This window comes from Riemerella columbina DSM 16469 (assembly GCF_000374405.1).
Classification (GTDB): Bacteria; Bacteroidota; Bacteroidia; order Flavobacteriales; family Weeksellaceae; genus Riemerella; species Riemerella columbina.
The window spans coordinates 1-26,773 of record NZ_KB894262.1 but is presented as its reverse complement, the minus strand read 5'-3'; the positions used below and the strand labels follow the sequence as shown (position 1 = coordinate 26,773).

General features: G+C 35.8%; 21 protein-coding genes, 1 pseudogene and 1 CRISPR repeat array. Of the genes and pseudogenes, 5 read left to right on the top strand and 17 right to left on the bottom strand.

Annotation, left to right across the window (positions count from 1 at the left end):
• Positions 1-309 precede the first annotated feature (309 nt).
• The 5 genes from C237_RS0109670 (at position 310) to purH (ending at position 5,608) form a co-directional block, all read left to right on the top strand.
• Positions 310-1,161: a diacylglycerol/lipid kinase family protein gene (locus C237_RS0109670; RefSeq protein ID WP_018676290.1), complete on the top strand. Its 852-nt coding sequence runs from the start codon at positions 310-312 to the stop codon at positions 1,159-1,161.
• A 30-nt stretch (positions 1,162-1,191) separates the two neighbouring features.
• Positions 1,192-2,388 (top strand): C1 family peptidase, encoded by a 1,197-nt coding sequence (locus C237_RS0109665; protein WP_018676289.1) that lies wholly within the window; start codon positions 1,192-1,194, stop codon positions 2,386-2,388.
• A gap of 77 nt (positions 2,389-2,465) precedes the next feature.
• A complete protein-coding gene (gene purM / locus C237_RS0109660) occupies positions 2,466-3,458 on the top strand; it encodes a phosphoribosylformylglycinamidine cyclo-ligase (RefSeq protein WP_018676288.1) in 993 nt (330 codons plus the stop codon).
• Positions 3,459-3,514: 56 nt separating this feature from the next.
• Complete coding sequence (purN, locus tag C237_RS0109655; RefSeq protein WP_018676287.1) at positions 3,515-4,093, top strand: phosphoribosylglycinamide formyltransferase; 579 nt, start codon at positions 3,515-3,517, stop codon at positions 4,091-4,093.
• On the top strand, positions 4,094-5,608 hold the full coding sequence (gene purH / locus C237_RS0109650; RefSeq protein WP_026315616.1) for a bifunctional phosphoribosylaminoimidazolecarboxamide formyltransferase/IMP cyclohydrolase: 1,515 nt from the start codon (positions 4,094-4,096) through the stop codon (positions 5,606-5,608).
• A gap of 83 nt (positions 5,609-5,691) precedes the next feature.
• On the opposite strand, the gene C237_RS0109645 is transcribed toward purH, so the two are convergent.
• The 17 genes and pseudogenes from C237_RS0109645 to C237_RS14620 all read right to left on the bottom strand — a co-directional run.
• Positions 5,692-6,807 carry a leucine-rich repeat domain-containing protein gene (locus tag C237_RS0109645; protein ID WP_018676285.1) on the bottom strand — a complete coding sequence of 372 codons (1,116 nt, stop codon included), beginning with the start codon at positions 6,805-6,807 and terminating at the stop codon, positions 5,692-5,694.
• 182 nt (positions 6,808-6,989) lie between these two features.
• Positions 6,990-7,754 (bottom strand): T9SS type A sorting domain-containing protein, encoded by a 765-nt coding sequence (locus C237_RS0109640; protein WP_018676284.1) that lies wholly within the window; start codon positions 7,752-7,754, stop codon positions 6,990-6,992.
• 22 nt (positions 7,755-7,776) lie between these two features.
• Positions 7,777-8,940: a DUF4856 domain-containing protein gene (locus tag C237_RS0109635; RefSeq protein ID WP_018676283.1), complete on the bottom strand. Its 1,164-nt coding sequence runs from the start codon at positions 8,938-8,940 to the stop codon at positions 7,777-7,779.
• A gap of 22 nt (positions 8,941-8,962) precedes the next feature.
• A complete protein-coding gene (locus C237_RS0109630) occupies positions 8,963-9,571 on the bottom strand; it encodes a hypothetical protein (protein WP_026315615.1) in 609 nt (202 codons plus the stop codon).
• 11 nt (positions 9,572-9,582) lie between these two features.
• Positions 9,583-10,494: a DUF4302 domain-containing protein gene (locus C237_RS0109625; protein ID WP_018676281.1), complete on the bottom strand. Its 912-nt coding sequence runs from the start codon at positions 10,492-10,494 to the stop codon at positions 9,583-9,585.
• Between the two features lie 30 nt (positions 10,495-10,524).
• Positions 10,525-11,436 (bottom strand): putative zinc-binding metallopeptidase, encoded by a 912-nt coding sequence (locus C237_RS0109620; RefSeq protein ID WP_033398935.1) that lies wholly within the window; start codon positions 11,434-11,436, stop codon positions 10,525-10,527.
• Between the two features lie 9 nt (positions 11,437-11,445).
• Complete coding sequence (locus C237_RS0109615; protein WP_026315614.1) at positions 11,446-12,924, bottom strand: RagB/SusD family nutrient uptake outer membrane protein; 1,479 nt, start codon at positions 12,922-12,924, stop codon at positions 11,446-11,448.
• A gap of 16 nt (positions 12,925-12,940) precedes the next feature.
• Positions 12,941-16,111: a SusC/RagA family TonB-linked outer membrane protein gene (locus C237_RS0109610; RefSeq protein ID WP_018676278.1), complete on the bottom strand. Its 3,171-nt coding sequence runs from the start codon at positions 16,109-16,111 to the stop codon at positions 12,941-12,943.
• 225 nt (positions 16,112-16,336) lie between these two features.
• A CRISPR array of direct repeats spans positions 16,337-16,637; the repeat unit is 32 nt; unit sequence TGTTTCAATTACACAATTGGTTCAATTACAAC.
• Positions 16,638-16,948: 311 nt separating this feature from the next.
• Positions 16,949-17,197: a NifU family protein gene (locus tag C237_RS0109605; RefSeq protein ID WP_018676277.1), complete on the bottom strand. Its 249-nt coding sequence runs from the start codon at positions 17,195-17,197 to the stop codon at positions 16,949-16,951.
• A gap of 17 nt (positions 17,198-17,214) precedes the next feature.
• Complete coding sequence (locus C237_RS0109600) at positions 17,215-18,318, bottom strand: Mrp/NBP35 family ATP-binding protein (RefSeq protein WP_018676276.1); 1,104 nt, start codon at positions 18,316-18,318, stop codon at positions 17,215-17,217.
• 67 nt (positions 18,319-18,385) lie between these two features.
• The gene (locus tag C237_RS0109595; RefSeq protein WP_018676275.1) at positions 18,386-19,636 is read right to left on the bottom strand and encodes a dicarboxylate/amino acid:cation symporter; all 1,251 of its coding nucleotides are present in this window, start codon (positions 19,634-19,636) and stop codon (positions 18,386-18,388) included.
• An 84-nt stretch (positions 19,637-19,720) separates the two neighbouring features.
• Complete coding sequence (locus C237_RS0109590) at positions 19,721-21,952, bottom strand: ABC transporter permease (protein ID WP_026315612.1); 2,232 nt, start codon at positions 21,950-21,952, stop codon at positions 19,721-19,723.
• Between the two features lie 6 nt (positions 21,953-21,958).
• Positions 21,959-22,855, bottom strand: coding sequence for an ABC transporter ATP-binding protein (locus C237_RS0109585; protein ID WP_018676273.1), 897 nt, complete (start codon positions 22,853-22,855; stop codon positions 21,959-21,961).
• A 58-nt stretch (positions 22,856-22,913) separates the two neighbouring features.
• Positions 22,914-24,989 (bottom strand): M13 family metallopeptidase, encoded by a 2,076-nt coding sequence (locus tag C237_RS0109580; RefSeq protein WP_018676272.1) that lies wholly within the window; start codon positions 24,987-24,989, stop codon positions 22,914-22,916.
• A gap of 94 nt (positions 24,990-25,083) precedes the next feature.
• Entirely contained in the window at positions 25,084-25,809 is a 726-nt protein-coding gene (locus C237_RS0109575) for a YqjF family protein (RefSeq protein WP_018676271.1), read from the bottom strand.
• Between the two features lie 76 nt (positions 25,810-25,885).
• Entirely contained in the window at positions 25,886-26,425 is a 540-nt protein-coding gene (locus C237_RS0109570) for an IS1096 element passenger TnpR family protein (protein WP_018676270.1), read from the bottom strand.
• Between the two features lie 213 nt (positions 26,426-26,638).
• A pseudogene (locus tag C237_RS14620) lies at positions 26,639-26,773 on the bottom strand (IS1595 family transposase); the annotation flags it as partial.

Genomic DNA, 26,773 nt, shown 5'->3' with positions numbered 1-26,773 from the left:
ATAGATTATAAATTAAGAGCTGAGTGTTGAGTTAAAAGTGATGAGGGGATTATTGCTTGTAGCCTACTGCTTGCCGCCTAAAGCAAATTTTGAGTAATGAGGGAGGAGTGGCTTTCTGCCTACTGCTTATTGCCTATGGCTCAATGTCTAAATTCTAATTTCTAAGCTCTAAGGTCTAAATCACTGGTACATTTATACTTTTTACATCAGTACATCTTTACACCTTTACATTAATACTTGATCCATCTAAACTCTAAGTTCTAAGCTCTAAAATCTAATATCAAAACAATTTTTAGTATTTTTGTGGCTATGCAAGCAGTCGCATTTATTATTAATCCAAATTCGGCAAAAGGGAACTATCATAGTTTTCTAAGTCAGTGCCAAGCCTTAATGCCAAAGGCCATTTATCATATCTCAAAATCTTTGGAGGATACGCAGCAATTTATCCAAGACCATTTTGAGACGGTTAAAATCTTTGTAGCGGTGGGTGGCGATGGCACCATTTCTAGCGTTGCTCAAGCCCTAATCCACACCGATAAAATCTTGGGTATCTATCCCGCAGGGTCGGGTAATGGATTTGCTAAAGAAACCCACTTTAATAAAGACCTACACCAACTCATCAATAAAATAAAACAACAGCAATATAAAAGCATCGACACCTTTAAAGTGAATGACCACTTTTCTATTAATGTTTCAGGCGTCGGTTTTGATGGGCTTGTCGCTAAGAATTTTGAGCAAACCAGTAGAGGATTTTTAAACTATATTAAGGTCTGTATCAAGACTTTTTTTAGTTACCAACCGATTACTATTAAATTTTTAGACCAAGATTATCAGTCGTTTAGTGGAAAATACCTCATGTTCAATTGTGCGAATACCCGCCAATTTGGAAATAATGCGTATATTGCACCTCAAGCTTTGCAGGACGATGGTAAGCTAGAAATGGTTCTGGTAAATAAGTTTCCAGTTTGGTACGCACCAATTTTTGTCGCCAGATTGTTCTCTAAAACCATGAAAGCCGATCAATTTGTAACTTACCTCTCTACCGCAAACCTTACATTTGAAACCGAAGGCAACGACTGGCATTTGGATGGTGAACATACTGTAATTCCTTCGCCCATCCAGATTGAAGTCCTTCCCAAAAGTTTGAATATTTTAATATAAATCAAATAATAGTTTATAACTTAATTAATTATGACACAAACTAAATTTTTAGCAACCCTTTGTTTATCTATAGGAAGCCTTTGTTTTGCACAAGATGGCTTAGTGAATAGTTTAAAAAATAACAAATCCGAAAATCCTGATTTCCAATTTACCACTATTAAAGAAAATGGGGTAACTTCGGTAAAAGACCAAGGCTCATCAGGAACTTGCTGGAGTTATTCTGGAAACTCTTTCCTAGAATCGGAAATGATTAGAATGGGAAAACAGCCCGTAGATTTAGCAGAAATCTTTACCGCTAGAAATTCTTATCATGACAAAGCCAAATTGTATGTCCTTAATGGTGGCGCTATTTCTTGGGGCGATGGTGGCGAACTTCATGATGTGATTAATATGTATCGCAAATACGGAGCAGTACCACAAGAAGCGTATACAGGGCTACAAGATGGACAAACGAGAAATAATTTTGCAGAAATGCAAGCGGTTATCAAGTCCATGCTAGATGCCTATGTAAAAAACCCAGGTAAAAAACTTTCTGCCAACTGGCTAAGCAATGTAGATGCAATTTTAGATAGCTATCTAGGGAAATACCCAAGCTCATTCACTTATAAAGGAAAGCAATACACTCCAAAGACTTTTGCTAAGGAAGTAGTGGGCATCGTCCCAGAAGATTATGTAGAATTAACATCTTATAAAGACTATCCCTATTACCAAAAATTTGTAGTGCCTATTCCAGACAACTGGAGCCATGAGGCGATTTGGAATGTACCGATGGAAGACCTGACAACGATTATTGATAATGCCATTAAAAACGGCTATACCGTAGGTTGGGCAACAGATGTTTCAGAACCTTATTTTTCTTATGCTAATGGAGTGGCTTATGTTCCGAATTTAGATTTGGATAATATGAATAGTGCTACACGCAAAGAATTATTCAATGGTCCTAAAGCCGACAAAACCATTACCGAAGATATGCGTCAAGAGGCTATCAACAACTTAACAACAACCGACGACCACGGAATGCAGATTGTAGGTTTGGCTAAAGACCAAAATGGTAAAGAATACTATATGGTAAAAAATTCTTGGGGAGCAACCAACGATTTTGCAGGATATATCTATGTAACCAAGCCGTATGTACAATATAAAACTACGGGAATCTTACTTCACAAAGATGGTATCCCAAAAAATATCCTTAGAAAACTAAAAGTGAATACTAATATTGGCTTATAACATCAAGCAGAGGCTCGTCAGCGAGTCTCTGTTTTTTTATACTCTATTTAAAAACTTACTCCAATCTATATTAAACTATGAACTCTACCTATAAATCCGCAGGTGTGGATAAAGAAGAAGGCTACAAAACCGTAGACAAAATAAAAAAAGCCGTCAGCGAAACTCATAATGCTAATGTCCTGAATGGCATTGGCAGTTTCGGGGCATTTTACCAAATCTCTGGCTATAAAAATCCCGTATTGGTTTCTGGGACAGATGGCGTGGGAACGAAACTAAAAATCGCAATTGATACCAAAACTTTTGACACGATTGGTATCGACTGCTTTGCCATGTGTGCTAATGATATCCTTTGCCATGGGGCTAAACCCTTATTCTTTTTAGATTATTTGGCGTGTGGCAAACTCAATTCTGATGTGGCTGCCGAAATTGTACTCGGGATTACTGAAGCGTGTAAGGATAACGAATGTGCCTTAATCGGTGGTGAAACGGCAGAGATGCCAGGTATGTACCAACCTGGGGATTATGATGTAGCAGGGTTTTGTGTTGGCATAGTAGAAAAAGATGAAATTATTGACGGGTCTAAAATAAAAGCAGGTGATAAAATCATCGCGTTGCCAAGTTCTGGATTTCATTCTAATGGGTTTTCTTTAGTGAGAAAAGTATTTCCAGATTTTGAAGAGGAATTTGAAGGTCAGCCATTATATAAAACTTTACTCGTCCCAACTCGACTGTATTATCAAGATATTTTTAAACTTAAATATGAAGTCGACATTTCTGGAATTGCTCATATTACAGGCGGTGGATTAATAGAAAATGTGCCAAGAATAATCCCAGATGGTTTATGTGCTAAAATTGATACAACTGCCATTAAAATTCCAAATATCATGCTTGAATGTGAAACACGCGGGAATATCCAACGCGAAGAGATGTTTGGCACCTTTAATATGGGTGTGGGTATGGTCGTGATTGTAGATGCCGCTTTAGCACAGCAGACCTTAGCCCTATTGCCAGACGCTTACGAGATTGGAACCATAGTACAAGGGGAAGAGAAAATTGAGTTATTATATTGATGTAGAAATGTACTGATGTAATAATGTATTAGTGTACAATGTATTAAGATTTTATTATGAAAAAAATTGCAATACTCGTTTCGGGTTCTGGAACTAATTTAGAAAGAATTATAGATTCTATCAATCAAGAGGAAATTGAAAATACTACCATTCCACTCGTGGTGGCTGACCGACCTTGCTATGGTTTAGAACGCGCTCAGCGCCATAATATTCCTCATCAATTGATTCCTAGAGGAAAAGATTTTTCTCAGCACCTAGACCAATTACTTCCCCCTGATATTGATTTGATTGTACTCGCAGGTTTTTTATCTATTTTAAATGCTGAATTTACAGAAAAATACGCGGGTAAAATCATCAACCTACACCCTTCCCTACTGCCAAAATATGGAGGTAAAGGGATGTGGGGCAACCATGTGCACCAAGCCGTCATCAATGCTAAAGAAACCGAAAGCGGTGCCACTGTACATTTTGTGACCGCAGGTATAGACGAGGGCGAGATTATCCTACAAGGAAAAGTAAAAGTAGAACCTAGCGACACCGCCGAAACTTTAGCCCAAAAAATTCATCAAGTGGAATACGAGATATTCCCGAAAGCCATTCAAAAAGTTTTAAATCCAAAAGAAAATAAAAAATAAATAATGAAAAGAGCACTTATTTCCGTATCCGACAAAACGGGACTTACAGAATTTGCAACATTTTTAGAACAACAAAATTACCAACTCATCTCTACAGGTGGTACTTTTAAACACTTAAAAGACGCGGGGCTATCGCCCATCCAAATCGATGAAGTGACCGAATTTCCAGAAATGCTAGACGGTAGAGTAAAAACCCTTCATCCTAAAGTTCATGGTGGATTGCTCGCCGTTCGTTCCAATGAAGAACATATGAAAACCATAGCAGAACATCAGATTGGACTAATTGATATGGTAGTCGTGAACCTTTATCCTTTTTTTGAAAATGCCAATAAAGACATTTCATTAGATGAAAAGGTAGAATTTATTGATATCGGTGGACCTTCTATGTTGCGTTCAGCAGCAAAAAACTTTAATGCCGTTACCGTCATTACCAATGTAGAAGACTACGATAAAGTAAAAGCAGAAATTTCTGAATTTGGCGACACACAATTAGAAACGCGTAAAACTTTGGCGGGGAAAGTCTTTAACCTTACTTCTGCCTATGATGCTGCTATTGCTCAGATGCTATTAGATGAAGAATATCCACAATACCTCAATGCTTCATATAAAAAAGTAGCCGACCTTAGATATGGTGAAAACCCGCACCAATCGGCAGCATATTATGTTTCTACTGTACAACAAGGTGCTATGAAAGATTTTGAACAATTGGGCGGTAAAGAATTGTCTTTCAATAATCTAAGAGATATGGATTTGTGCTGGAAAGTGGTAAATGAATTTAAAGACGATATGGCGTGCTGTGCTGTAAAACACTCTACACCTTGTGGCGTAGCTATTGGCGATTCGGCGCTAGAAACTTATCAAAAGGCTTTTGAGTGCGATCCTATTTCTATTTTCGGTGGTATTGTCGCGATGAATTATAAAGTAGACCAAGCGACTGCCGAAGAACTCAACAAAACTTTTCTAGAAATTGTAATGGCGACCGATTTTGATAAAGCGGCTTTAGAAATCCTTAGAAAAAAGAAAAATTTAAGAATAATTAAAATTAAGCATCCCGTATCTGACCCTCAAGTTTGGGTTAAAATAGATGGTGGAATGTTGGTGCAAAATGCTGATGATCAATTTTCGGAAGACATCCAAGTGGTAACCAAAACCCAACCAACAGAAGCACAACACAAAGCACTACTATTCTCTCAGCGCGTGGTAAAATATGTAAAATCTAATGCGATAGTAGTAACCAATGGCAAACAAGCTTTAGGCGTAGGTGGTGGACAAGTGAACCGTATTTGGGCAACCCAACAAGCGATTGAAAGAGCCAAAGAAAAATTCGAAGGCGATTTGGTTTTAGCTTCTGATGCCTTTTTCCCATTTCGAGATGTGGTAGACACTTGTGCTAAAGAGGGTATCACAGCGATCATCCAACCTGGTGGCAGTATGCGCGATAACGAAAGCATAGAAGCCGCCGACGAACATCAAATTCCCATGCTCTTTACGGGAATGAGACATTTTTTACATTAAAACGATATTAATCAATTAAAAAAACTCCCGCTTATCTTTTCAATAAACGGGAGTTTTTGGTTTAGTAATTTTAGAAAATAGTATTAGTTTTTAACTACTTTTTTAACTACTTCCTGACCATCTACCACAATATGTAATAAATAAACTCCTTTATTTAAAGATTTTAAGTTAACACTATTTTGGCTAGATTTCTTCAATACCGCATGTCCTGCTAAATCATATACCACAATTTCAGATGGTGTTTTAAAAGATTTTACATACACAACATCATTTGTTGGGTTTGGATAAACTACAAACTGATCTGCTTTTACCTCTTGTACTGCCATGGTACCACAAGCATCACTATAGGTTACGCCAGCATCTTGCTGCCATGTGCTACTTGGTGACTGTCCAGTAGTGATCCTAACACATGTCAATGCAGTATTATCACGGATATCCAAATCACTGAAATTCATATAGTCTCCAAATGAAATATCAAGATTACTCAATTTATTATTCTTTAAGATTAGCTTGATAAGATTAGGATTTTGGCTTGCATTAAAAGATTCTAACTTGTTGTTTTCTAAATCAATTTGAGTTAATGCTGTATTAGCACTGATATCTAAATCTTTGAGTTCATTATTGTAAGCAGAAAGATAAGTTAATTGAGTGTTATTTGTTAAATTTAAATTTTCTAATTGATTATCATAACAAGTGATATTTTCTAAAGTAGTATTATTAGATACATCTAAATTGGTTAACTGATTCTCTCCACACTCTAAAATTTTAAGATTAGGATTATGGCTTAAATCTAGTGAAGATAAACTATTGACATTACAATTTAAGTTTTCTAAAGCTGTATTTTGGCTTAGGTTTAATGAAGTAAGATTGGAGCCTTCCACAGTTAATTTCTTAAGCGCAGTATTTCCACTTAAATCTAGTAAAGATAATGTTCCGCCATTATAATACATTTGAATTTCTTCTACATTTTTAAAAGCTTCAAGACCTGTAACATCATTTATACTTTTGTCGGAAATATCAAGCTTTGTAGTCACCGCTTCTGCTTCTGCAACGCTAATTTCTCCGTCATCATTGGTATCAATTTTCGGATATTTATGTTTTACTAAGATCTCCTTAAAAACAGGATCTGGAATATTAACTGTTTGTGCAGTTGCCATAGTGTAGGCTAAGATAAGCCCAGAAAATAATATTTTCTTCATAATTTATTATTTATTTTATTTAGACCTTGTAAAAATATCACTATCTTATTTCATGACCAAGAAAAACTCTTGATTCATGATAAAAATCACGATTTCATATAGTTAAACCTTACAAAATAAAAACTGCTTTACCAACAAAGATAAAGCAGTTGTGGTGTAAGTAATATGGTTTATTTTCTTAATTAAAACATCACTTTTTTAGAAAATATCCCTTTTGCACTTTCTAAAACCACTACATAAACCCCTTTTGGCAAAGCGCCAACATTTACCTCAGTATTACCATTAACGGTTTCAGTTTTTAAAGTCTGCCCATTAAGATTGATGATTTTCAGCGTTGATTTTTGAGTTGTAGTGATGTGTAATACTTTATGTTGTACAAAAATTTTAGCCTCTTTAGCAGAAATTTCGTGAGTACCCATATTTTCCTTTTTCTCAAAACTAAATAGATCTACTTTCATAGAGTTACTAACATCAGCATTAATATCACCATCAGTGTTGATGTTTAGGTTAAAACCTACTGCATCATTAGGTGCGGTAATTTCTTTTTCAATTTTGATCCAACCTGCTTGGTTTTGTTCGTGAACATTATCTTCAGAATTTAGTGATATTCCACTGTTATTTAACCAAGTCAATCTACTTCTAATATTTCTATTGGGGTTGGTATCATGAATATAGAAAGTGAGGACATATGTTGCATTGGCTTCAATACCCGATAAATTTCTAAATCTAATATATTTTCCTGTTTTGAGCTCGGCACAGTAATTTCCATCTTTTGGATTGTCGGATGATTGTATAGCATCGGTCTTCATCCATGTGGTGGGATAGTATTCCCATTTTCCAAAGTAATACTCTTCAGTCCATTCTTCTAAACTTGGATTAGTGATGATATTTTGTGAAAATAGTGGCAATGCCATCAAAAAACTTGGGATTAGTAATAATTTTTTCATAATATTTTATTTTATAATTTTATTAAATATCTTCTGATTTAAAGCCAAATTTATTAGCAATTCTTTCTGAAATATTCAGTAAAGATCCTTTGGTATTTTTACTTGCTGCTAATCGGTCTACATCCCAAAAGCCACCAGCCCCTCTAAGATCAGTAAGCAACTGCTGAACTTCAGCGTGGCTTAGATAAGGCGTACCATCTGCCTTTCTAATTGAATTAAGTGCATAAATAAAACCTTGAGCTTCTGACAAGCCATGGAATGCATTTCTAGCATCTTCTTTCATGTCTGGCAGAGCTTTTTTAAGATAATAAATTGCTCTTGCTGCAAATAGAGTTCCTAGTTCTTTATTGATGATTTCGGCTTGGTTTTTCATTTCATCATAGTTTTGACTCACTACAGCCTTTCTTCCTTTGTAGTAAGCCTTATATACGCGCTCATCCACTCCTCTTAAAAAAAGCATGTCTTTAGTTTCTTTTTCTAAATAGTTCGCAATAAATAATGGTTTATATAACGAATTTTCTTTTCCTAAATAGGCAAATGCCATATCCCAATGGTGCTCTAATTCAGTATATTTTTTACCAGAAACTAATACTATATTAGAATTATCTTTTTGAAGTTTTGCATCATTTAAAATTTCTGAACTCAGGTGATGATTATTGATTCTATCTAGCAATGCCACACCCATTAGAGCTTTTTGTAGCACTTGACCAGTCTCCTCTCCATAGCCATTCACATAGCGTCTTTCTTCATCATAGCCAATCCAACCTGCGATTCCTTTCTTAGCCTCTTGATTCGCATTTGCGATAAGTACTAAGTCCTCAAAATAATGGTCTATATCTTGTTTTACTTCGGTTTTCAATGTCGTATTCTTAAGGTAATATCCAATAGATGTTGCAGTAATATCATCTAGACTTTTTCCATAAACGCCTTTCTCCTGATAATAGTTTTTTGAGAATCTACTGGCACTCTTCAATCCATTATCCAACTTATAAAATAAGTTGATTAAGGCTTCACCTTCTTTAAAATCTACGGTTGAAAATCCATCTCTAGAAAATTTATAATCGTAAGATTCATTAACTACGGGTGGATTGGTACCACCACCATTGTCTCCACCGCCTCCATCTCTAGAACAAGAGGTAAGGGCTAGCGTAGAGAGCATTAAGGTAAGAATTAATCTTTTTTTCATACTATTTTATTTAATTATTTTTTTAAGGTAATATTATTTTTTCGCAATAAGGCGTCATTTCTGTAAATCCATCAGCATAGAAAGAAGTTTCATATTTAATCACTGGTGATACCACAATGCCATCATCAGATTTTGCTTGGATGGTCGCCTTCATTTTAAATAAGTCGTAGCCTGCTCCATATACAGATAGATAAAGTGGATACCCCGATTTTACTTTAAACTTCATCTCGTATTCTTTTCCGTTTTCAATATCCGCAGGTTTTCCATCTTCACTATAACTTCTTAACACTACTAAGGTTTTATCTTTAGTTACATATTTCAAATCAAACTGCGAACGACTATCGCCTCCCATATTATTAGCCTTAGTTTCTGTAAATTGATACTTCAGCGTTACGGTATAGTTTCTTACATTTTTTTTAACATCAACCCCTGGATACTGGAAATTCATTTCATTTTCCTTAGGGTCACAAACCATAGGCGTCATATTGGTATAATCAATATCTGGTTTATCAATCTTTCCTTTATTAGGAAATAAAGCGTTGTAATCCTCATCTGGCAAATCTTCACTTCTCTCATTGCATCCTGCAAACATTAATCCTACAAATAAGGATAATATCCATATATTTTTCATATTTTTATTTTTTAATTGGGTGTAATTTCTGCGGCATAACCTCCTGCACTGGCTTTGTACACATTTCCTACTTTTATAAATTCTCTAAAGACAACTCCATCTTTTAGCTTAATTCCTGGGTAAAAAAGCAATCCCTTTTCCGTAGGCATATAGCCCGAACCTAAGCCCGAATAGTAAGAACTATTGTATAAGTTGGGTTGCCAGTTTTTAACAAATACAGTATATCGCTCTTCTGTACTTAGTTTTCTAGTTTGCAAATTACTTTTAAATTGTATGCCGTCTTCGCTATCTTTGATGGTTAATTGCGGATTATATAGTCTTTCAAAAGTAAATTTTTGGCGATAAGTTTCGTACATCAATTCTTCTGGCTTATGATTTTCCAAATGTACTTTTGTTAATACAATATACTCTCTCCCCTCCTCTACATAATTATTGGTTCTAAAAATCAATCTTCCGTCTTCATCTTTTTTCCAAAACAGAAAATCACTTTTTAATAGTTGATGAATATAGTTTTGCGTGGTAAAACTCAATTGGGTATAAGTGCTTTGTTTTACTTCAAAATCACTTGTTTTAATGACATTAGAATTATTATAATCCGAATCGGAAAGCATTTCTACCTTCCCTTTATCATTAAACTTCATATAAAATTGATACCCCCCTTTTCCAAATTCACGACTTAGAAAATAAATTGCATTATCCCAAGTTTTGATATTTTTAGTCGGGTCAGAAAACTTTAGTGTATCTACATCTGGAAAGTAAGTCATCAGCCAGCCGTCTTCAGCATTTACCAACTCGTTTCTTAATTCTAGAATTCTATTTTGAGCCCTTCGAAAAGGCGTTTCTGTGTAGATATTTTTTTCTTTATCCCTACAAGATTGTAGTAATAAAAAAGCACCGATAATATAATAAATATAAATTTTCATTGTTCCAAAGTTTTAATAAAGCTATAGTCGCTATTTTAGATAAGTTTTGATTTGGGCATTACTTTCAAATTGTAAACGATTAAAGTTGATATCAAAATTATCTTTAAAATATTTAATGACAAATTCCCTTTTGCTCGTTAAGGTTTTTACTGCTTTTTGGGCACGCTCTTTGTCATCAGGGTTATAAGGATCTATATAGCCTGCGTAGTCGTAAATCATATAGTCTACATCTTGCTTGGTATTGCAAAGCATCGTGCTTACAGTTTCTGCAAAATCTTCTTCCACACCGCCTCTGGCTGCCAAGAGGCTATAGTATCCAAAATCCGAAGCGCGGGTGGTAAGATGGTAGAGATCGTTAGGCGAAAGTTTACCCCAATTATCTTTATAAGCGTAGAAATTGAGTTGAGAAAATGCCTCCTTATCGAAAGGCTTTTGTTGAATAAGCGCTTTGGCAAAGTGATGGTGTACCATTCTCATCACTTGGGCTACAGAAGCCGAATCTGATTCTTTGAAATCATTGATTTTAAATAAAGGCATTTGCAAGGGTGCGTGGGTGCTTTTAATTTGCTCATAACCTTCTGTATCTAAGTTTTTCCCACCATAAAGATAGATTTCCTTTGGAGCATAGCGTTTTAAAAAATCCTTTCCTACTAACTTTTCATAAACCTCAATCCAAAGTTGGTTAACGGCTTGCATAACAGGTTTCACTTGCTCGCGTGTAGGTGGCGTGGTGGTCTGTGTGAGCCCTGTGGCATTGGCATCCCAGCGGTATTTTACCTCAATATTATAAGGCTTAGTATATGTCTGGTAGAGCCATTGGTCTAAGCTATCGGTATGCTTAATCTCACTGATGAGGACGGACTCTGTGCTAAGTTCCTCGCGAGAGTTACACGCACACAACAATAATGAAAAAACAAAAATGGATAATAGGGTATATTTCATAATGAGGTTTTATCTTGGGTTAGGCTCTATGCCCAGTTTTTGAGCTTGTAGAGGAATTTGTAAAAGTTTTCTTTCATCTTCTTTTCTCAGGATTTTGTTGAGGTCATAGGCATCTCCAGCTTGATTTCTATTCACGGTGAGATAGAAGCGTTTGATGTCAAACCAGCGGAGCCCTTCGTGGACAAACTCTCGCCTTCTGAGTTCAGCAATGGTATTGACCAACGAACCTTGGTAAAAGGTCAGCGGATAGAACGGTGTATAGTTCTCATGCCCATTTTGAAAGGCCACCAGTAACTCATCTTTGATGAATGTTTTCTGCGATTTAAGACTCATAAAAATCAGAATATCATTCGCGGCTTTATCATATCTTTTGAGCATCGTGTAGGCTTCAGCACGGTTAAGCAATACTTCATCTGTTGTGAATAAAATATTAGGAACATAAACCTCCCGAGGGTTGCTGCCCGTTTCTTGGAAGTTTTGGAGTTCCGTAAATTTATTGATAAAGCGGTTGCCTGTAGTGCTGCCTTGGGTTAGATTCCAATACCAAAACGAGGCAGAATATTTAGGTGCAAAGCTGGCAAAAAGGTCTTTTTTAAGCCCTTCGCCCATGGCATATTTTAGTCGGGCTAAATCTCGTTTCCACCGAGATTGTGTGGTGGTAATAAGCAAATTGGCAGGCTCATCTACGGAAGAATAGACTTGCGGAATTAAATCTGGCGTGGTATTGAGCTTCTCATATTTATTCGCCCAATCTCTGATGAGCACCCTCGGATTGTCTTCTAAAACATAATTAGAATATACCAAAACTTTTTCCCAGTCGCCTTTATAGAGGTAGAATCTCGCTGCAAAAGCATAGGCAGATTTTTTGGTAAAATGGTATTTCGGCACCTTATAATATTGGTCGTCCAAAGCTGCTATACCAAGCAACAAATCTTCTTCAATATGGTCATAAACCTCCTGAACGCTTAGTCGTTTATATTCTGGAATTGCATTTCTCTCGGGTTTGGTTACATAAGGAATGCCTTTAGCATCAGAATTGGGACTATACGCTTCTGCCCAAATATTAACCAGCATAAAGTGCAAGTAGGCTCTTAGCAAAAGTGCCTCGCCATACAGGGCTTTAACTCTTTTGGTTTTATTAGGAAATTTTTTAAGGTATTCCAATGCGTGATTGGCTTGTGCGATACCTCTGTAAGCATCATTCCAATAGTTAAGTGGTGTATCTAAATCCTCTTGTTCAAAATCTTGCCAATGGTACATAGCATCGTTCAAACGGGTATGGATACCATTGTCTACACGCTCCGTATTATCAGACATCGCTTCCAAAAACGGGAAATAACTCGCTCTAGGATAAGCCGCTGTAAGCAATTCTGCAATTTTATCTTCCGAATCTATTTCAATATCCAACTTAGAGTCCGGCGTCTCGTCCAAATATCGGTTACACGATAAAAGACTTAATCCTAAAAATAAATATATTAATTGTTTCATATTAGATTCGCTTTAATTAGAAGCCTACATTTAGACTTAATGAATATTGTTTTGTAATAGGCGTTGCTACCCCTCCAGCACGATAAAATTCTGGGTCTTGACCTCTCAAATTTTTATCCGAATAAATTAAAAATGGATTAGTCACCTGAGCTCTGAATGATAATGTAGACATACCCCATCTTTTGCTATATTGCTCTGGAACTTTATAGCCCACAGAAATATTTTTCATCCTTACAAAACTACCATCGGCAATTCTTAGTTGAGAGTAATTGTAAGTATTATAAGCGCGTTCTATATTTTCTTTTCCTACTAAATTGATTAAATCTTTAGACGGGATCACTGGAACATTAGTTTTAAGTTCGTCACCTGGGTTAATCCATCTATCAAAATAATATTTTGAAAAGACATTCAAATCACCATAAGACGGGTCATAAGTCGGCTGTAGCCTGATTTTGTTTCCTGCTTGAAAAGTTATAAAGAAAGAGAAATCAAAATTTTTATATTGGAGACTATTGGAAAAACCACCCGTAAAGTTAGGCTCCACAGCCCCATTATACTTTAGATAAGACAATGAATAATTGGTATCTGCAAAGTCTGCCCCAGCAATATTGCTGTACGCATTAGTCCCTTGGAATGGATAATCTCCAAAATTAAAAGTAGGTAAGCCTTGACCATCTAACCCTGTAAAGTCAAATGAAAAAATCGAACCTCTCGCATAGCCTACCACATTGCCTCGCCCTTTTCCTGCTACCAAATCAAAGGTATTAGGATTGTTAAGCAATCGGGTAATTTTTTGTTGGTAATAACTTAGACTTAGATTGGTTTTCCATTTAAAATTATCGGTATTAACATTAGTGGTATTAAGCGTCCATTCAATCCCTTTCGTTTCCATATCGCCAAAGTTGGCATATTTATAATACTGCCCGCCAATCCCCGAAGTCCTTACCAAATCTATTAAATCAAAAGATTTTCTGGAATAGACATCTACTGTGGTATTGACCCTATTTCGGAACAATCCTAAATCTAAACCAATATTCAACTCGTACATCTTTTCCCAAGTTAAATCTCTATTTTCGAGGTGAAGTATATTTAATGCATTCTCTCTATCTTTAATATGGTAGCGGTCGGTAATAGCACTTTTGAATACCGCTAATGAATTGATGGCATTTTCATTCATCTTTGCCGTAAGTCCATAACTCGAACGCAATGCTAGAGTGCTTAACCATAACGAATTACTCAGAAAATTTTCTTTATGGATATTCCATTTTGCTCCGACATTCCAAGTTGGCAGCCATCTGGTTTTAGCCCCACGCCCTGCAATATTAGAGCCTTCGTAACTTCCCACAGCATTCAGTACATATTTATTTTTGTAAGCATAAGTAACATTAGTAGAGAAAGCCACTCCGCGGTCTTTTCTCATCATTAATCCAAAATAATCCAAATTATCGTTGATTAACTTCTGAAAAATAAGTGGCGAAGTATAAATCTGGTTTCCTCTATCGTACTGTATTCCATAACCTTGAAATGGCGTTACCGTTCTATCGGCATACCTCAACTCACCAAAGCCAAACCATTTTAAATCGTGATCTCCCCAACGCTTGTTGTAATCCAATGACGCTCTAACCAAATAACTTTCTAATCCTGTATCTGTTTGATTAAAAATCCCACCATTGGGCAACACTGATTGAGGGTAGGCCAAAGGATGGTCTGGATCTTTAAAAAGGTAAATATTTTCCGCAGCAACCATCGCATTGTCATTTGATCTAAACGCGAGTATCGTATTAGAATTTTCTTTTACATAATGTTTAGACTGCGTCTGTGCCTTTCTAGCAACCGCTAAAACATTTCCTGTAAGGCTTGGTGTTAATTTATATTCTAAATCAGCTTGTACTTTTAAATCCAAAACATCTACATCCATATAATTGTTTTGGTATTCATTTAAAATATTAAATGGCGCCCAATTATTTCTATAAAACTCTAAATTCCCTTGGCTGTCTTTAGCTCTTAAAGTTCTACTGGTATTTAAAGCATAAGAAAATGGATTGATATCAAAATCTCTTTCAAAAGTTCCAATCACCGTATTTTGTCTTTGCGAAAAAGTTCCTGGCGCTTTTTGCTTTCTTATATTTCCTTGTGCCGATAGCTCTACTTTGAATTTATCATTTAAATAAAAGGTGTTTTTAAGATTGGCTGTAAATCGTCTCACTTGATCCGTAACCGACCATCCCGCATCATTAAAAAAGCCTAACGAAGCATAATTTGCTGTATTCTTCCCACCACCAGAGAAACTTACCGTGTGGTTTTGTGTTGGGGTAATACTGAATAAATGTTTAAACCAATCGGTATTGGCGTATTCGTATTGTCTTAAATAGTTTAATCGAGCGTCTTCTGTATTTTCTAAAGCATATTTGCCCGTATTTGGATTATAAGTATTGATGGCATCGTACATTTTATAATATACCCCTGCCCTTCTACCATGATAGGCATTCGCCATAGAGAAATAACCTTTTTTCTCCATTTCTCTATAAATCGACATGGTTTCCTGAGAGTTCAGCAAATCGTAATCGCTATAAGATGGGATGCCTCTATAAGTTTGTTCGTAGGTGTAAGACACTTTATTAGGCGCATTGCGTCGACCAGATTTTGTACTGATGACAATCACACCATTTAAAGCTCTTGCCCCATACATAGATGTGGCGGAAGCATCTTTAAGCACTTGAATATCTTGAATATCCGATGGGTTAATTCCCGCAATTGCCGAACTGATTAAGGTTACTGCATCTCCAGATACCAACTGGTCTAGTGTTAGGCTTACAATATCTTCGTATACCGCACCATCTACTACCCACAATGGTTGTACATTACCTGTAATGGAAGCCCCGCCACGGATATTAATTCTTGGTGCAGCCCCAAAAGTTCCCGTTACATTTTGGATATTAAGCCCTGCCACACGCCCTTCTAGCATCCTAGAAACATCTGGCACACCATCTAACTGGATATCTTTAAGTTTTACTTGAGTTGCTGCTCCAGTAAACACTCTATTTTTTACTTTAGTATAACCTGTAAGCACAACTTCCTCTATCTCTTTACTTTTAACACTATCCTTTTGAGCCTCAACATTTTGACTTAAAAATAATAGTACAGATATTGGAAGTACCTTTCCGTAATGAGTCAACTTTGCTTTCAATATAATTTGGTTTTCTGCAAAGATAACTTAGTTATATAAAATAATTCCAAATAAATATAATGATTTTTATCAGTTTAAAAATCTGCGGGTTAGTTTAAATTCTGAATAAATCAACACTTTAGAATGAAGGCTAAAATTTTCAATAACACTAAATATTGAGGATTTTTTATTCCATCTGGTTCAATTACAATAAGGAAGTGTTTCGATAAACAGAACATTGAATGATAGTTCAATTCCACAATTGGTTCAATTACAACAGTGGGATTTTTTTGAGGAAAATTACCCCTTATCTAAGTTTCAATTACACAATTGGTTCAATTACAACAGGCACTTAACGCACCTCCCTCAAAATACAATCCATGTTTCAATTACACAATTGGTTCAATTACAACTTAAATTTTTTTAAATTTTTTGCTTGTCTAAAATTTGTTTCAATTACACAATTGGTTCAATTACAACAAACGCCGTTAAGACTTTAGAATTAGCCCAAAAAATGTTTCAATTACACAATTGGTTCAATTACAACCCGTTAAAATAAAAAATTCAATCCTTTGATTTTCAATTATAACGACTATACAAATATACACATTTTTTGTTAAAATTATCGTCGACCATCAATAATAGAATTACTCCCTAGAATCGACGACATAGTAACTAACTTATTTTGAGTTAATTATAAAAAAAATATTACTTAATCTGCCAAAAAATAGATTACTTTGGAGGCGTTCGACGATAAAACTCTACTCTAGAAACTCCTCAAAATTAAAAATTCCCGTCTATATTATCAGCAATAGACGGGAATAGTTTGTAAGTCCGTAGTGGGCTGATGTCGAGATTTTACTCTTCCACACTTTCCACTTGTGTTATTTCTGGAACTCTTTCTTTAATTGTAGTTTCAACGCCCAGTTTCATGGTAGAAAAACTTACTGGACAAGCTGAACAGTTACCCAATAATTTTACATAGACTACAGAGTCTTCTATCCTAAGAAGCTCTATATCTCCACCGTCTTTAAGAAGAAAAGGTCTAATACTTTCTAGAGCCCCTTCTACTCTTTCTTTTAAATTTTCATTGTTATGATTTTCCATATCTTTTGTCGTATAAATTACTTTTTGGAAGAACACCCTGCCATAGTGGTAATTCTAACGGCTTCGGTAGGTGGTAAATTTTTATTTCTTTCCACCAAGCGTTCTATCATATTTTGTGTTGTTTTGGTATAAATCTCTGCAATTTTCGTTCCCTCTTGTAGTGCCGCAGGTCTACCTACATCCCCGGCCTCTCTTATACTTTGGATTAATGGAATTTCGCCTAAAATAGCAATTCCTAAGTCGTCTGCTAAATACTGTGCCCCTTGCTTACCGAAAATATAATATTTATGATCTGGCAATTCTTCTGGGGTAAAGTATGACATATTTTCTATCAGTCCTAATACTGGAATATTAATACTTTCCATCTGGAACATCGCGATGCCTTTTTTAACATCTGCCAGTGCGATATGCTGTGGTGTACTTACAATAACCGCTCCCGTAACTGGCACTTCCTGAATAATCGATAAATGGATATCTCCCGTTCCTGGTGGCAAGTCTACCAATAAAAAGTCTAATTCTCCCCAAGCAGCATCTCTTATCATTTGGTTTAACGCTTTGGCTGCCATAGGCCCACGCCAAACTACCGCTTGGTTAGCACCAGAGAAATAGCCAATAGAAAGCATTTTAACCCCATAATTTTCTATGGGTTTCATCAAATGTCTTCCATTTTCCTCTACAGAAATAGGTTTTGCTCCTTCGGTATCAAACATAGTCGGGACTGATGGCCCATAGATATCGGCATCTAGCAAACCGACTTTAAAACCCATTTGAGACAAAGTAACCGCCAAATTGGCTGCTACGGTAGATTTACCCACACCTCCTTTTCCTGAAGCTATGGCAATAATATTTTTAATCCCAGGGATTTCTTTTCCTTTTATCTGATTGAGCTGAACTTCCGAAGGTTCTGGGGATACAATTTTTAATTTTAAAACAACTTCTTCTCCAAATTCCGATGCAAATGCCTGCTTCATCGCGGCTTCTAGTTTTTTCTTTTCGTGCATCGCTGGTGAATGTGCCGTCATATCTATATAGACATCATTCCCCATAATTTGAACATTGTTCACTAAATCGTCTACCTCTACTTCTTTTAGAAATTCTAAAACTCTATCTTTTTTTAACATGGTATATACCTCTTTTGGTTTAGGCTACAAAATTACATATTTTTTTATACATAATCTTTATTAAGCACTAAACAATATCCGTAGGTTCTGTTAACTGTCCTTCCCATTTTGATACCGCTGAAGTAGCGAGGGCATTTCCTAAAACATTCGTCATACTTCTTCCCATATCGCAGAAATGGTCTATCGGTAAAATTAAGGCGATACCTTCTGGCGGAATTCCAAACATAGAACAAGTGGCTACAATAATTACCAAACTGGCTCTGGGTACTCCAGCAATACCTTTAGAAGTTAGCATCAGGACTAGAAGCATGGTAATCTGCTGCCCCAAAGTCATATCCACGCCATAAATCTGTGCAATAAATATAGAGGCAAAAGTCATATACATCATACTCCCATCTAAGTTAAATGAATAGCCCAATGGTAAGATAAAAGACACAATTCTGCTATTTGCTCCGAATTTTTCTAATTCTTCTACTAATTTAGGGAATACCGCTTCTGAACTGGTGGTAGAGAATGCAATAAGTAATGGTTCTTTAATTCTTTTAAGTAAATCAAACAATCGGTTGCCTAGAATAAAGTAACCTACAATACATAATACCAACCATAGTACTGCTAAAGCAAAGAAGAAATCTCTTAAATACAAGGCATAAACTACAAAAATATCAAATCCGTTGGTCGCTACTACTGCGGCAATAGCTCCCAATACACCTAATGGCGCCATCCACATAATATAACCTACCATTTTTAGAATGGCATGAGCACAAATATCTAAACCTTTAATCACAGGTTTGGAATAAGACTCACCCAACTGAGAGAGTGCAACCCCAAACATAATAGAAAATACTACAATTTGTAATACTTCATTGGTTGAAAAAGCCTCGAATATACTTTTGGGTATAATATGTTTTACAAAATCCTCTAATGAAAAGCCTTTACTATTATTAACGATTTCTGCCGCTGCCGAAGCATCTTGTACGGGCAATTGCGTTACTTTCCCTGGCTCTAACCAATTTACAAATACCAATCCGATAAATAATGACACCAAAGAAGCAGTAATAAACCACATCATCGCTTTCGTTCCTACTCTACCAATCATTTTAATATCGCTCATCTTTGCAATTCCTACTACTAGTGTGGTAAACACCAATGGCGCAATAATCATCTGAACCAAACGAATGAAAATAGTTCCTAAAAGTTTGATATTTTTAGCAAAATCTTCGGCATAGTCTGGATATTGAAAATGTACTAAACCACCAATTCCGATACCTAGCACTAGACCTATAATGATGGCGATAAACAGTTTATTTTGTCCTTTCATTAGAATAATTTAAAATGTTAAAATGCAAATATAACCTTTTGTTACTAAAAACAAAAACCCATATTTACACGAGATTAAAAGTCGCTACCGTTGTTCCAAATCGTAGAGAACATCATCAAAATTGGTTTCGTCAGGAGTAGGCATTTTGGCATTGTAAATTTTTAAACCTGGACTTAGCAACATCAATCTTGGAATATAGCTAAAATCTAAGGTTGAAAGTGCTTCTTTATTTAGCAATCGGTATTGTGGTATATCGGACGGATGTCCTTTAATATCCATTTTCCATTTATTGGCGTTATCATCTACACTAATGGAAATAAATACCACATCACTCCTTCTATTCTTTTTCGCTTTGTATTCGTAAGTTGGGCGTAGCGTTCTGCAAGGGGCACACCAAGTTGCCCAAAAATCTATCACCACATATTTATCCTTATAGATTGATAAATCCACCAATTTACCGTCTACTGTTTCAAGTTTCAGCTTTGGAAAAGGCTTTCCTCTTTGTTGGCTATTGATATTGTGCAACTCATTCGCTACATAGTTTCTATAATCTGCATTTTTAAATTGACCACTAAAACGACTAAACAATTGGTTACGCATCTCTTCTTTATACTCTAGTTTCATACTATTAATCAACTGGCGGGTCAATAGTCGGTCTTTTTGAAGGCTAGGTGCCATCGTAGAAAGTTGTACTAATTTAAGGCTATCTAAATTCGTGTCTTTAGTTACAGGTGTATGCTTAAGTATTTCATTGAGTAAATAGTCTTGATAAATTTCACTAGTAGCCAAGCGTTCCATTGGTTTTACCATAGCATTTTGAAGTGCTTGATAGAATGCTTTGGGTGGCTCGGATTTAAGCCCCGTTAAATTTCTCATTGTTTGAAAATCGTGAATGGTATTCAGCATTCGTGCGGCATACAGTTGTTTAAGGTATTGCTTAGCATCATCAGACAAAGGAATATTTTCATTGGTGGTATAATCTTCCAATTGCTGCCATTGCTGAGTCCACTCCTTCTGAGCTTCTTCGTAAAATTCATCAGGCTTAATTTCTGTTTTTTTATCCTCATAAAAAACATCATAGAAATAAGAAAAATCGTTAGCTCCCTTAGACAGCATTTCATTATCAGCTTTGCGAGTGCCTTTTTCATTCACTTTTATATTTTTGTCATCATACTGAATATGTAATTCAATCTTATCCCCAGTAGAAATTGTGATGGGAATACTCTTTTTATCAAAGTTCAACACATAGGCTCCGAATGGAATTGGCTGTGAGGTTTCCCACTGAAATCGCCCCACTTTATCCACAGAAACTTTGGCTATTTCTCGCCCTAATTCTTTATCCCTTATCGTGATGTCCTTTGCTAAGGTGCTAGACTCTAGTTGCCCATAAACCATGGTTTTATCTTGCAATCGCTGTGGCTGCCTAGGTTGTGTAATCACCCAATATAAGCCTACACCCACTAACACTATGGCTACCGTTCTCAGTTTGGTTTTGGTTCCTTCGATAAAACCTTGTTTCCAACTTCTATGTTGATACCACAAATAGCCTATCAAAGTAAATAAGCCCCACCATAATAAAGACAAGTATTCGGTATAATTAAAATAATGATTGAGAGTATCGGGGTCTTTAATACCCAAAGCCGTTGCCACATTATTATAGACGAAATAATTGACATTGCTTTTGCCAAATAGAACACCAAAAACACCCATAAACACATTGGAAATCATCCCAACAAGCCCAATAATAAAAGGCCATACAAACCCAGAAATCATCATAGATAGCATCAGTTGAAATGCTATTACCCCAAAAGTCATCACATACAATCTTAAAAAAGAATTTACTACCCAACCCATATCTAGATGATTACTTAGCAATTCATTAGGAAACAATAGATTAGAAACATAAGCCAACACTATAGCACTAATGAAAAAGGTTAAAACACTGACTAATGACAACCACATGAGATTAACCAACTTGCCCAAGTAAAGCGCTAATTTGCTAATCGGTTGGGTTTCTAGTAGCATCCAAGATTTATTCTTATGGTCGGTTTGGCATATTCTAGTCGTTGCAATAATTAAGTAGAGCAATAAGAAAAAAGTACCATACCCTTGATAGGAATTGAGAATATAACGCTCCACAGCCGATGTTGGCAGCCCATCATAGTTTCTTAAACTTTCTTTAAATAGCATAAAGATAAAACTTGCCAATGGTATAAACAGCCCAATAATAACGCCCAGCCAAACCAAGCCCAAACCTTTCATTTTTAGTCGTTCAGCTTTTATCGCCTTTAACAAATCCGATATTTGATGTTTCATTTTTTATTATTTTGTAATGTCTACAAACCACTCTTCCAGTCCTCCTTTGGCATTAATTTCAAAGACCTCAGCGCCGTGGTTTACTAAAATTTTATTGAGTTCCGCTATGGCTTTGTCCTCTTCTACCTCTACCATTATTTCCTGCTCAGCCGTAATACTAGGACGATAAATCGTTGGAATTTTTGCTATAAAATTCTGAGGCTGATGAAGTTTAAAACTCACTTTTTTATGTGTAAACAATTGTTTCAAATCTTCGCGACTGCCTTCAAATTTCATTTCACCATTAGAGATAATACCCAAATGCGTCACCATCTTATCAATTTCTTGAAGTAAATGGCTCGAAATAAAAATCGTAATCCCTAATTCTTGATTGAGTTTTATCAGCAATTGTCTTATTTTAATCATCCCTTGTGGGTCTAGCCCATTTACAGGCTCATCAAGCACCAACAATTCAGGTTGGCTCACTAAGGCTAAAGCAATAGCCAACCGCTGTTTCATTCCTAAAGAGTATTTCTTGAGTTTAATGTGTTTAGCGTCTGATAATTCCACCATTTCCAAAACACGGTCGATATTTTCCAAAGACAATTCTCTAATCAACGCTACCACTTTCAAATTATCAAATCCCGAAAGATGCTCATAAAATGCTGGATAGTCAATAAGTGAACCAATACGCGTATAGCCCTGAGGATAGAAACTCTTAATGTCCTGATTGAATAATGATATATTTCCATCATAGCCATTAAGTGTCCCCATCATGAGTTTCATCGTGGTAGATTTTCCTGCTCCATTAGCCCCTAAAAAGCCATAGATAGAGCCTTTTGGAACATTCAGATTGATATTTTTAAGTATAGACTTTCCTTTAGAAAACGCAAAGGAAAGATGATTGAGTTCAATGATATTCATAACTGTAAATATAAAAAAAATAAGGAATAAATATTCCTTATTTTTAATTAAATTGTAATTACCAAATTCTTACCCTCTTATCAGAGTCTTTATAAAGTTTATCTTTTGGCTTTACATCAAATGCTTCGTACCAAGCATCCACATTAACTAGTGGACCAAAACTACGGAAGTATCCTGGCGAATGCGGGTCGGTTTTCACTTGGTTAATCATATATTTATCCGTAGATTTAGTTCTCCAAACCGTAGCCCAACTCATAAAGAATCTTTGGTTTTGGTTATAACCACTGATGTCCCCTGGGTTCCCTTTATCTTTAAGGTACATTTGCAACGCATCGTACGCAATGGCTACTCCACCAAGATCGGCAATATTTTCACCACTTGTAAATACACCATTGACAAAACTTCCTTTTACAGGTTCGTATTTGCTGTATTGGTCTGCCAATTGTTTTACTTTTACATCAAAGTTTTTACGGTCTTGCTCTGTCCACCAGTTGTTAAGGTTTCCATCGCCATCAAAACGAGAACCACCATCATCAAATCCGTGAGAAATTTCGTGACCAATTACCGCTCCAATACCCCCGAAATTAACTGCTGGGTCTGCTTTAAAGTTAAAGAATGGCGGCTGCAATATCGCTGCTGGGAACACGATTTCGTTGTTAGATGCGCTATAATAAGCGTTTACCGTTTGTGGCGTCATACCCCATTTGGTTTTATCTACAGGCTTGTTTACCTCTTCTCTTAGTGATTTTTGATATTCCCACTCGTCTACTTTTTTCAAGTTTTCGTATAGAGAATTACCATCAATTTTAAGAGCTGAATAATCTTCCCACTTGTCTGGATAAGCTACTTTTACCGTAAATTTATTCAATTTATCTAAAGCTTTTACCTTAGTTTCATCAGACATCCAATCTAGATTACTGATGTGTTTATGGTAAGATTTTTTAAGGTAATCAATTAGAGTTTCCATTTCTGCTTTTGCTTCAGCAGGGAAATATTTTTTAACATACAACTTACCAAAGGCTTCACCCACTACACCATTAATTAAGCTCAAGGCTCTTTTGTTCATAGCGCGTTGCTCCTTCTGACCTTGTAGATATTTGCTATAAAAATTGAATTTAATGTCGTCCAGTCTTTTGTCTAAACTGCTGGCACTACTAGATAAGAGTCTTAATTTTAAATAGTCTTTAATTAAAGGTAAATTCTTTTCATTAACGAATTGGTCGAAGTTTTCGTAATATTTCAATTCCCCTACAATCACCTTATCCGTATCTACCCCAACCTCATGAAGGTAATTAACCAAGCGAACATTTTTTACTAAATCTTTTAGTTCCGCCATAGTTTTTGGGTTGTAGAAATTATTAGCATCTCTGCTCTGCTCTAGCGTCAATAGTTTTTTAGCAAACGATTTTTCTAAATCTACAATATTCTTCGCCGTCGCATTAGGGTTATTATAGCCTAAAATACCTAAAAGTGTTTCTACATATTTTTGATATTCCGCAATAGTCTTTGTATTTTCTGGATTATCTTTTTGATAATAATCCTTACCCAATCCCAAACTAGGTCCACCTAAATAAACAGCGTTCATTTTAGAATTCTTAAGGTCAGCACCAGCACCCCAACCGTATAATGGATTACCGCCACCATGCTTTACACGCTCTACAAAATAGTTTTGCAAATCATTAAGATTTTGGATGGCATCAATTTTTGCTAAATCGCCTTTAATTGGGTTAATGCCGTCTGCATTTCTCTTATCCATATCCATATAAGACGCGTAGATTTTTTGGATTTTTCTTCCCTCTGATCCTTCGCCATAGTTTTCTTTTAAGATATTATTAAGGATAGATAGAGAAGCTTCATCGGTCTTTTCACGAAGTTCATTAAAACTTCCCCATGAAGCTTTGTCTGCTGGAATTACGGCTGTTTTCATCCAACCGCCGTTTACATAATTATAAAAATCATCTTGTGGGCGTACATTAGTATCCATTAGTTCTAGGCTAATGCCATGCTCTGCGTGGTTATGCCCAGCGTGGTTTTGGTGTTGCTCCGTAGTATGAGCTGATTTCTGTTGTACAGAACACGATTGAAAAGCCAATAATCCAGAAAGGGACAATAGGCTGATGGTTATTTTTTTCATTCAAATATAGTTTAATTATTGTCTAATTTCTCAGTATCAAAAGGTTGATACCCTACAAAGTTAGTAATTTTTATGGAAAATCCTCTAAAGTTTTTCAAATATTTAAGCGTTTCCCTCGCCAAGAAACCACTTGTACCCCAGAAGAATAATGCTGAGCGACCAAATTTTGCTCTGATAGGTTTAATGGTTTAAAGTGATAATTCAATTGGTTGATATGCGTCTCTACCTCGTACAATGTCCATTCTAAATGGTGAATATCAAAGCGGTACAAGCCATCTTTCTTATCCAAATACAAACAGTATCTTTCGGTAAGCCATAGGTCTAGTAGCGTCTTATTAGAAACTAATTTTCCAACCTTGGCTTCTACCTCTATCTGAAAATCTTTAGCCGTATTATCATTTTTATAAGTTCTGGTATTTCGAGACATTTTAGAATATTCATAAGGCAATCCTGAAAGGGTCTTAGCCACTAAAGCCGACAGCCATTTTTCTGCTTCTATATTAATAAAATAGACCCCTTTCTTACCATCCACCTCCACATAAGTTCTGATATTAATTTCATAAAAATTAGAAATTGGAGCAAAAGATGGCAACCCACGAGGATGAATTCGCTCCATTTTAAACGCCACCAAAGAAATATAAGCCTCACCATCGTAAAGGTCTAAAGGTAGGTACTCTGGAACTAAGGTTCTAAGTTGTGCCTTGTCTACTTTAAAATGTAAAAACAACGCATCATTCCATTCCTGATAAAATTGCCAATGGCGATTAGGCAACGCCCAAGGACGGTGCTGCACTTGATGTAATAGTTGCTTAGTAGTCATGCGGTTAGTTTTTACAAAAATAAAAAAAGAGACAATGCCATTGCACAATCTCTTTGTATTTTTTTGAATTTAGAACTTAAATCTCATCATAATATCCTTCCTCAAAGCCATCATTAAAATCTTCATCTGCATCGAAGTCGTCTTCAAAATCATTAAAATCGTCTTCAAAATCTTCTGACATGATGGACTTAGAAGGTTTATATGTTGTTTTGCTTGGTACTTTTAGTGGAACATTGCCATAGCGGAACATCGTAATAGGATAATTCACCGCAGGTTTTTCTTTTACCACCTCTAATAATTCACAATAAAATTCCCAAAGGTCAATCAATCCATATTTGAAAAGCATTTTGCTTCCCTTTTCTGGAAATGCCTCTGTAATATAAACATCCGACATGGTTTCGCCATCGCCATCATCCGACATATCTTCTAGAGGCACAGCGTTGAGCTCCGACCAATCGTCATCTGAAAAGTAAAACGATGATAGCTCGTCCCCTTGCAAACTGAACGCACTTTTAATGCCATTGTGTAAGTTCCAAAGCGTCTGCTTTCCCCTAATTTCTATGTCTCTAAAAACATTGTCCTTCGTGTCTAAAATCACCCTAATTTTACAAACCATAATCCTTAATTCTGCTTAATTTTATTGTTTTCAAGAAATTTTTCGGCAAAGATATAATAAATGATATAGCAAGGAAATTTTTTTTGCTTTTTTTTATTTCGTCCCGATTCAATTTGCATAGTTTAGATTGATTATAGTTTAGTTTAAGTAGAAATAAATTCTCTTTCGAGATTAGCGTTCCTTAAATTCTTTATTGAATATCCGTTTTTATACCTAATTTCCTGTTATAGCAGCTATAATCACCCTATCGAATAATCGTTCTCCAAAATATCGCCTATTTAGCTTGTATACAAATTCATTTAAGTATAATTGAAGATATTTGCCTTTGATTTTGTGGTAATTACCTAA

Coding starts and splice junctions, on each gene's coding strand:
- C237_RS0109670 (WP_018676290.1), top strand. CDS start 310: ATGCAAGCAGTCGCATTTATTATTAATCCAAATTCGGCAAAAGGGAAC.
- C237_RS0109665 (WP_018676289.1), top strand. CDS start 1,192: ATGACACAAACTAAATTTTTAGCAACCCTTTGTTTATCTATAGGAAGC.
- purM (WP_018676288.1), top strand. CDS start 2,466: ATGAACTCTACCTATAAATCCGCAGGTGTGGATAAAGAAGAAGGCTAC.
- purN (WP_018676287.1), top strand. CDS start 3,515: ATGAAAAAAATTGCAATACTCGTTTCGGGTTCTGGAACTAATTTAGAA.
- C237_RS0109645 (WP_018676285.1), bottom strand. CDS start 6,807: ATGAAGAAAATATTATTTTCTGGGCTTATCTTAGCCTACACTATGGCA.
- C237_RS0109640 (WP_018676284.1), bottom strand. CDS start 7,754: ATGAAAAAATTATTACTAATCCCAAGTTTTTTGATGGCATTGCCACTA.
- C237_RS0109635 (WP_018676283.1), bottom strand. CDS start 8,940: ATGAAAAAAAGATTAATTCTTACCTTAATGCTCTCTACGCTAGCCCTT.
- C237_RS0109630 (WP_026315615.1), bottom strand. CDS start 9,571: ATGAAAAATATATGGATATTATCCTTATTTGTAGGATTAATGTTTGCA.
- C237_RS0109625 (WP_018676281.1), bottom strand. CDS start 10,494: ATGAAAATTTATATTTATTATATTATCGGTGCTTTTTTATTACTACAA.
- C237_RS0109620 (WP_033398935.1), bottom strand. CDS start 11,436: ATGAAATATACCCTATTATCCATTTTTGTTTTTTCATTATTGTTGTGT.
- C237_RS0109615 (WP_026315614.1), bottom strand. CDS start 12,924: ATGAAACAATTAATATATTTATTTTTAGGATTAAGTCTTTTATCGTGT.
- C237_RS0109605 (WP_018676277.1), bottom strand. CDS start 17,197: ATGGAAAATCATAACAATGAAAATTTAAAAGAAAGAGTAGAAGGGGCT.
- C237_RS0109600 (WP_018676276.1), bottom strand. CDS start 18,318: ATGTTAAAAAAAGATAGAGTTTTAGAATTTCTAAAAGAAGTAGAGGTA.
- C237_RS0109595 (WP_018676275.1), bottom strand. CDS start 19,636: ATGAAAGGACAAAATAAACTGTTTATCGCCATCATTATAGGTCTAGTG.
- C237_RS0109590 (WP_026315612.1), bottom strand. CDS start 21,952: ATGAAACATCAAATATCGGATTTGTTAAAGGCGATAAAAGCTGAACGA.
- C237_RS0109585 (WP_018676273.1), bottom strand. CDS start 22,855: ATGAATATCATTGAACTCAATCATCTTTCCTTTGCGTTTTCTAAAGGA.
- C237_RS0109580 (WP_018676272.1), bottom strand. CDS start 24,989: ATGAAAAAAATAACCATCAGCCTATTGTCCCTTTCTGGATTATTGGCT.
- C237_RS0109575 (WP_018676271.1), bottom strand. CDS start 25,809: ATGACTACTAAGCAACTATTACATCAAGTGCAGCACCGTCCTTGGGCG.
- C237_RS0109570 (WP_018676270.1), bottom strand. CDS start 26,425: ATGGTTTGTAAAATTAGGGTGATTTTAGACACGAAGGACAATGTTTTT.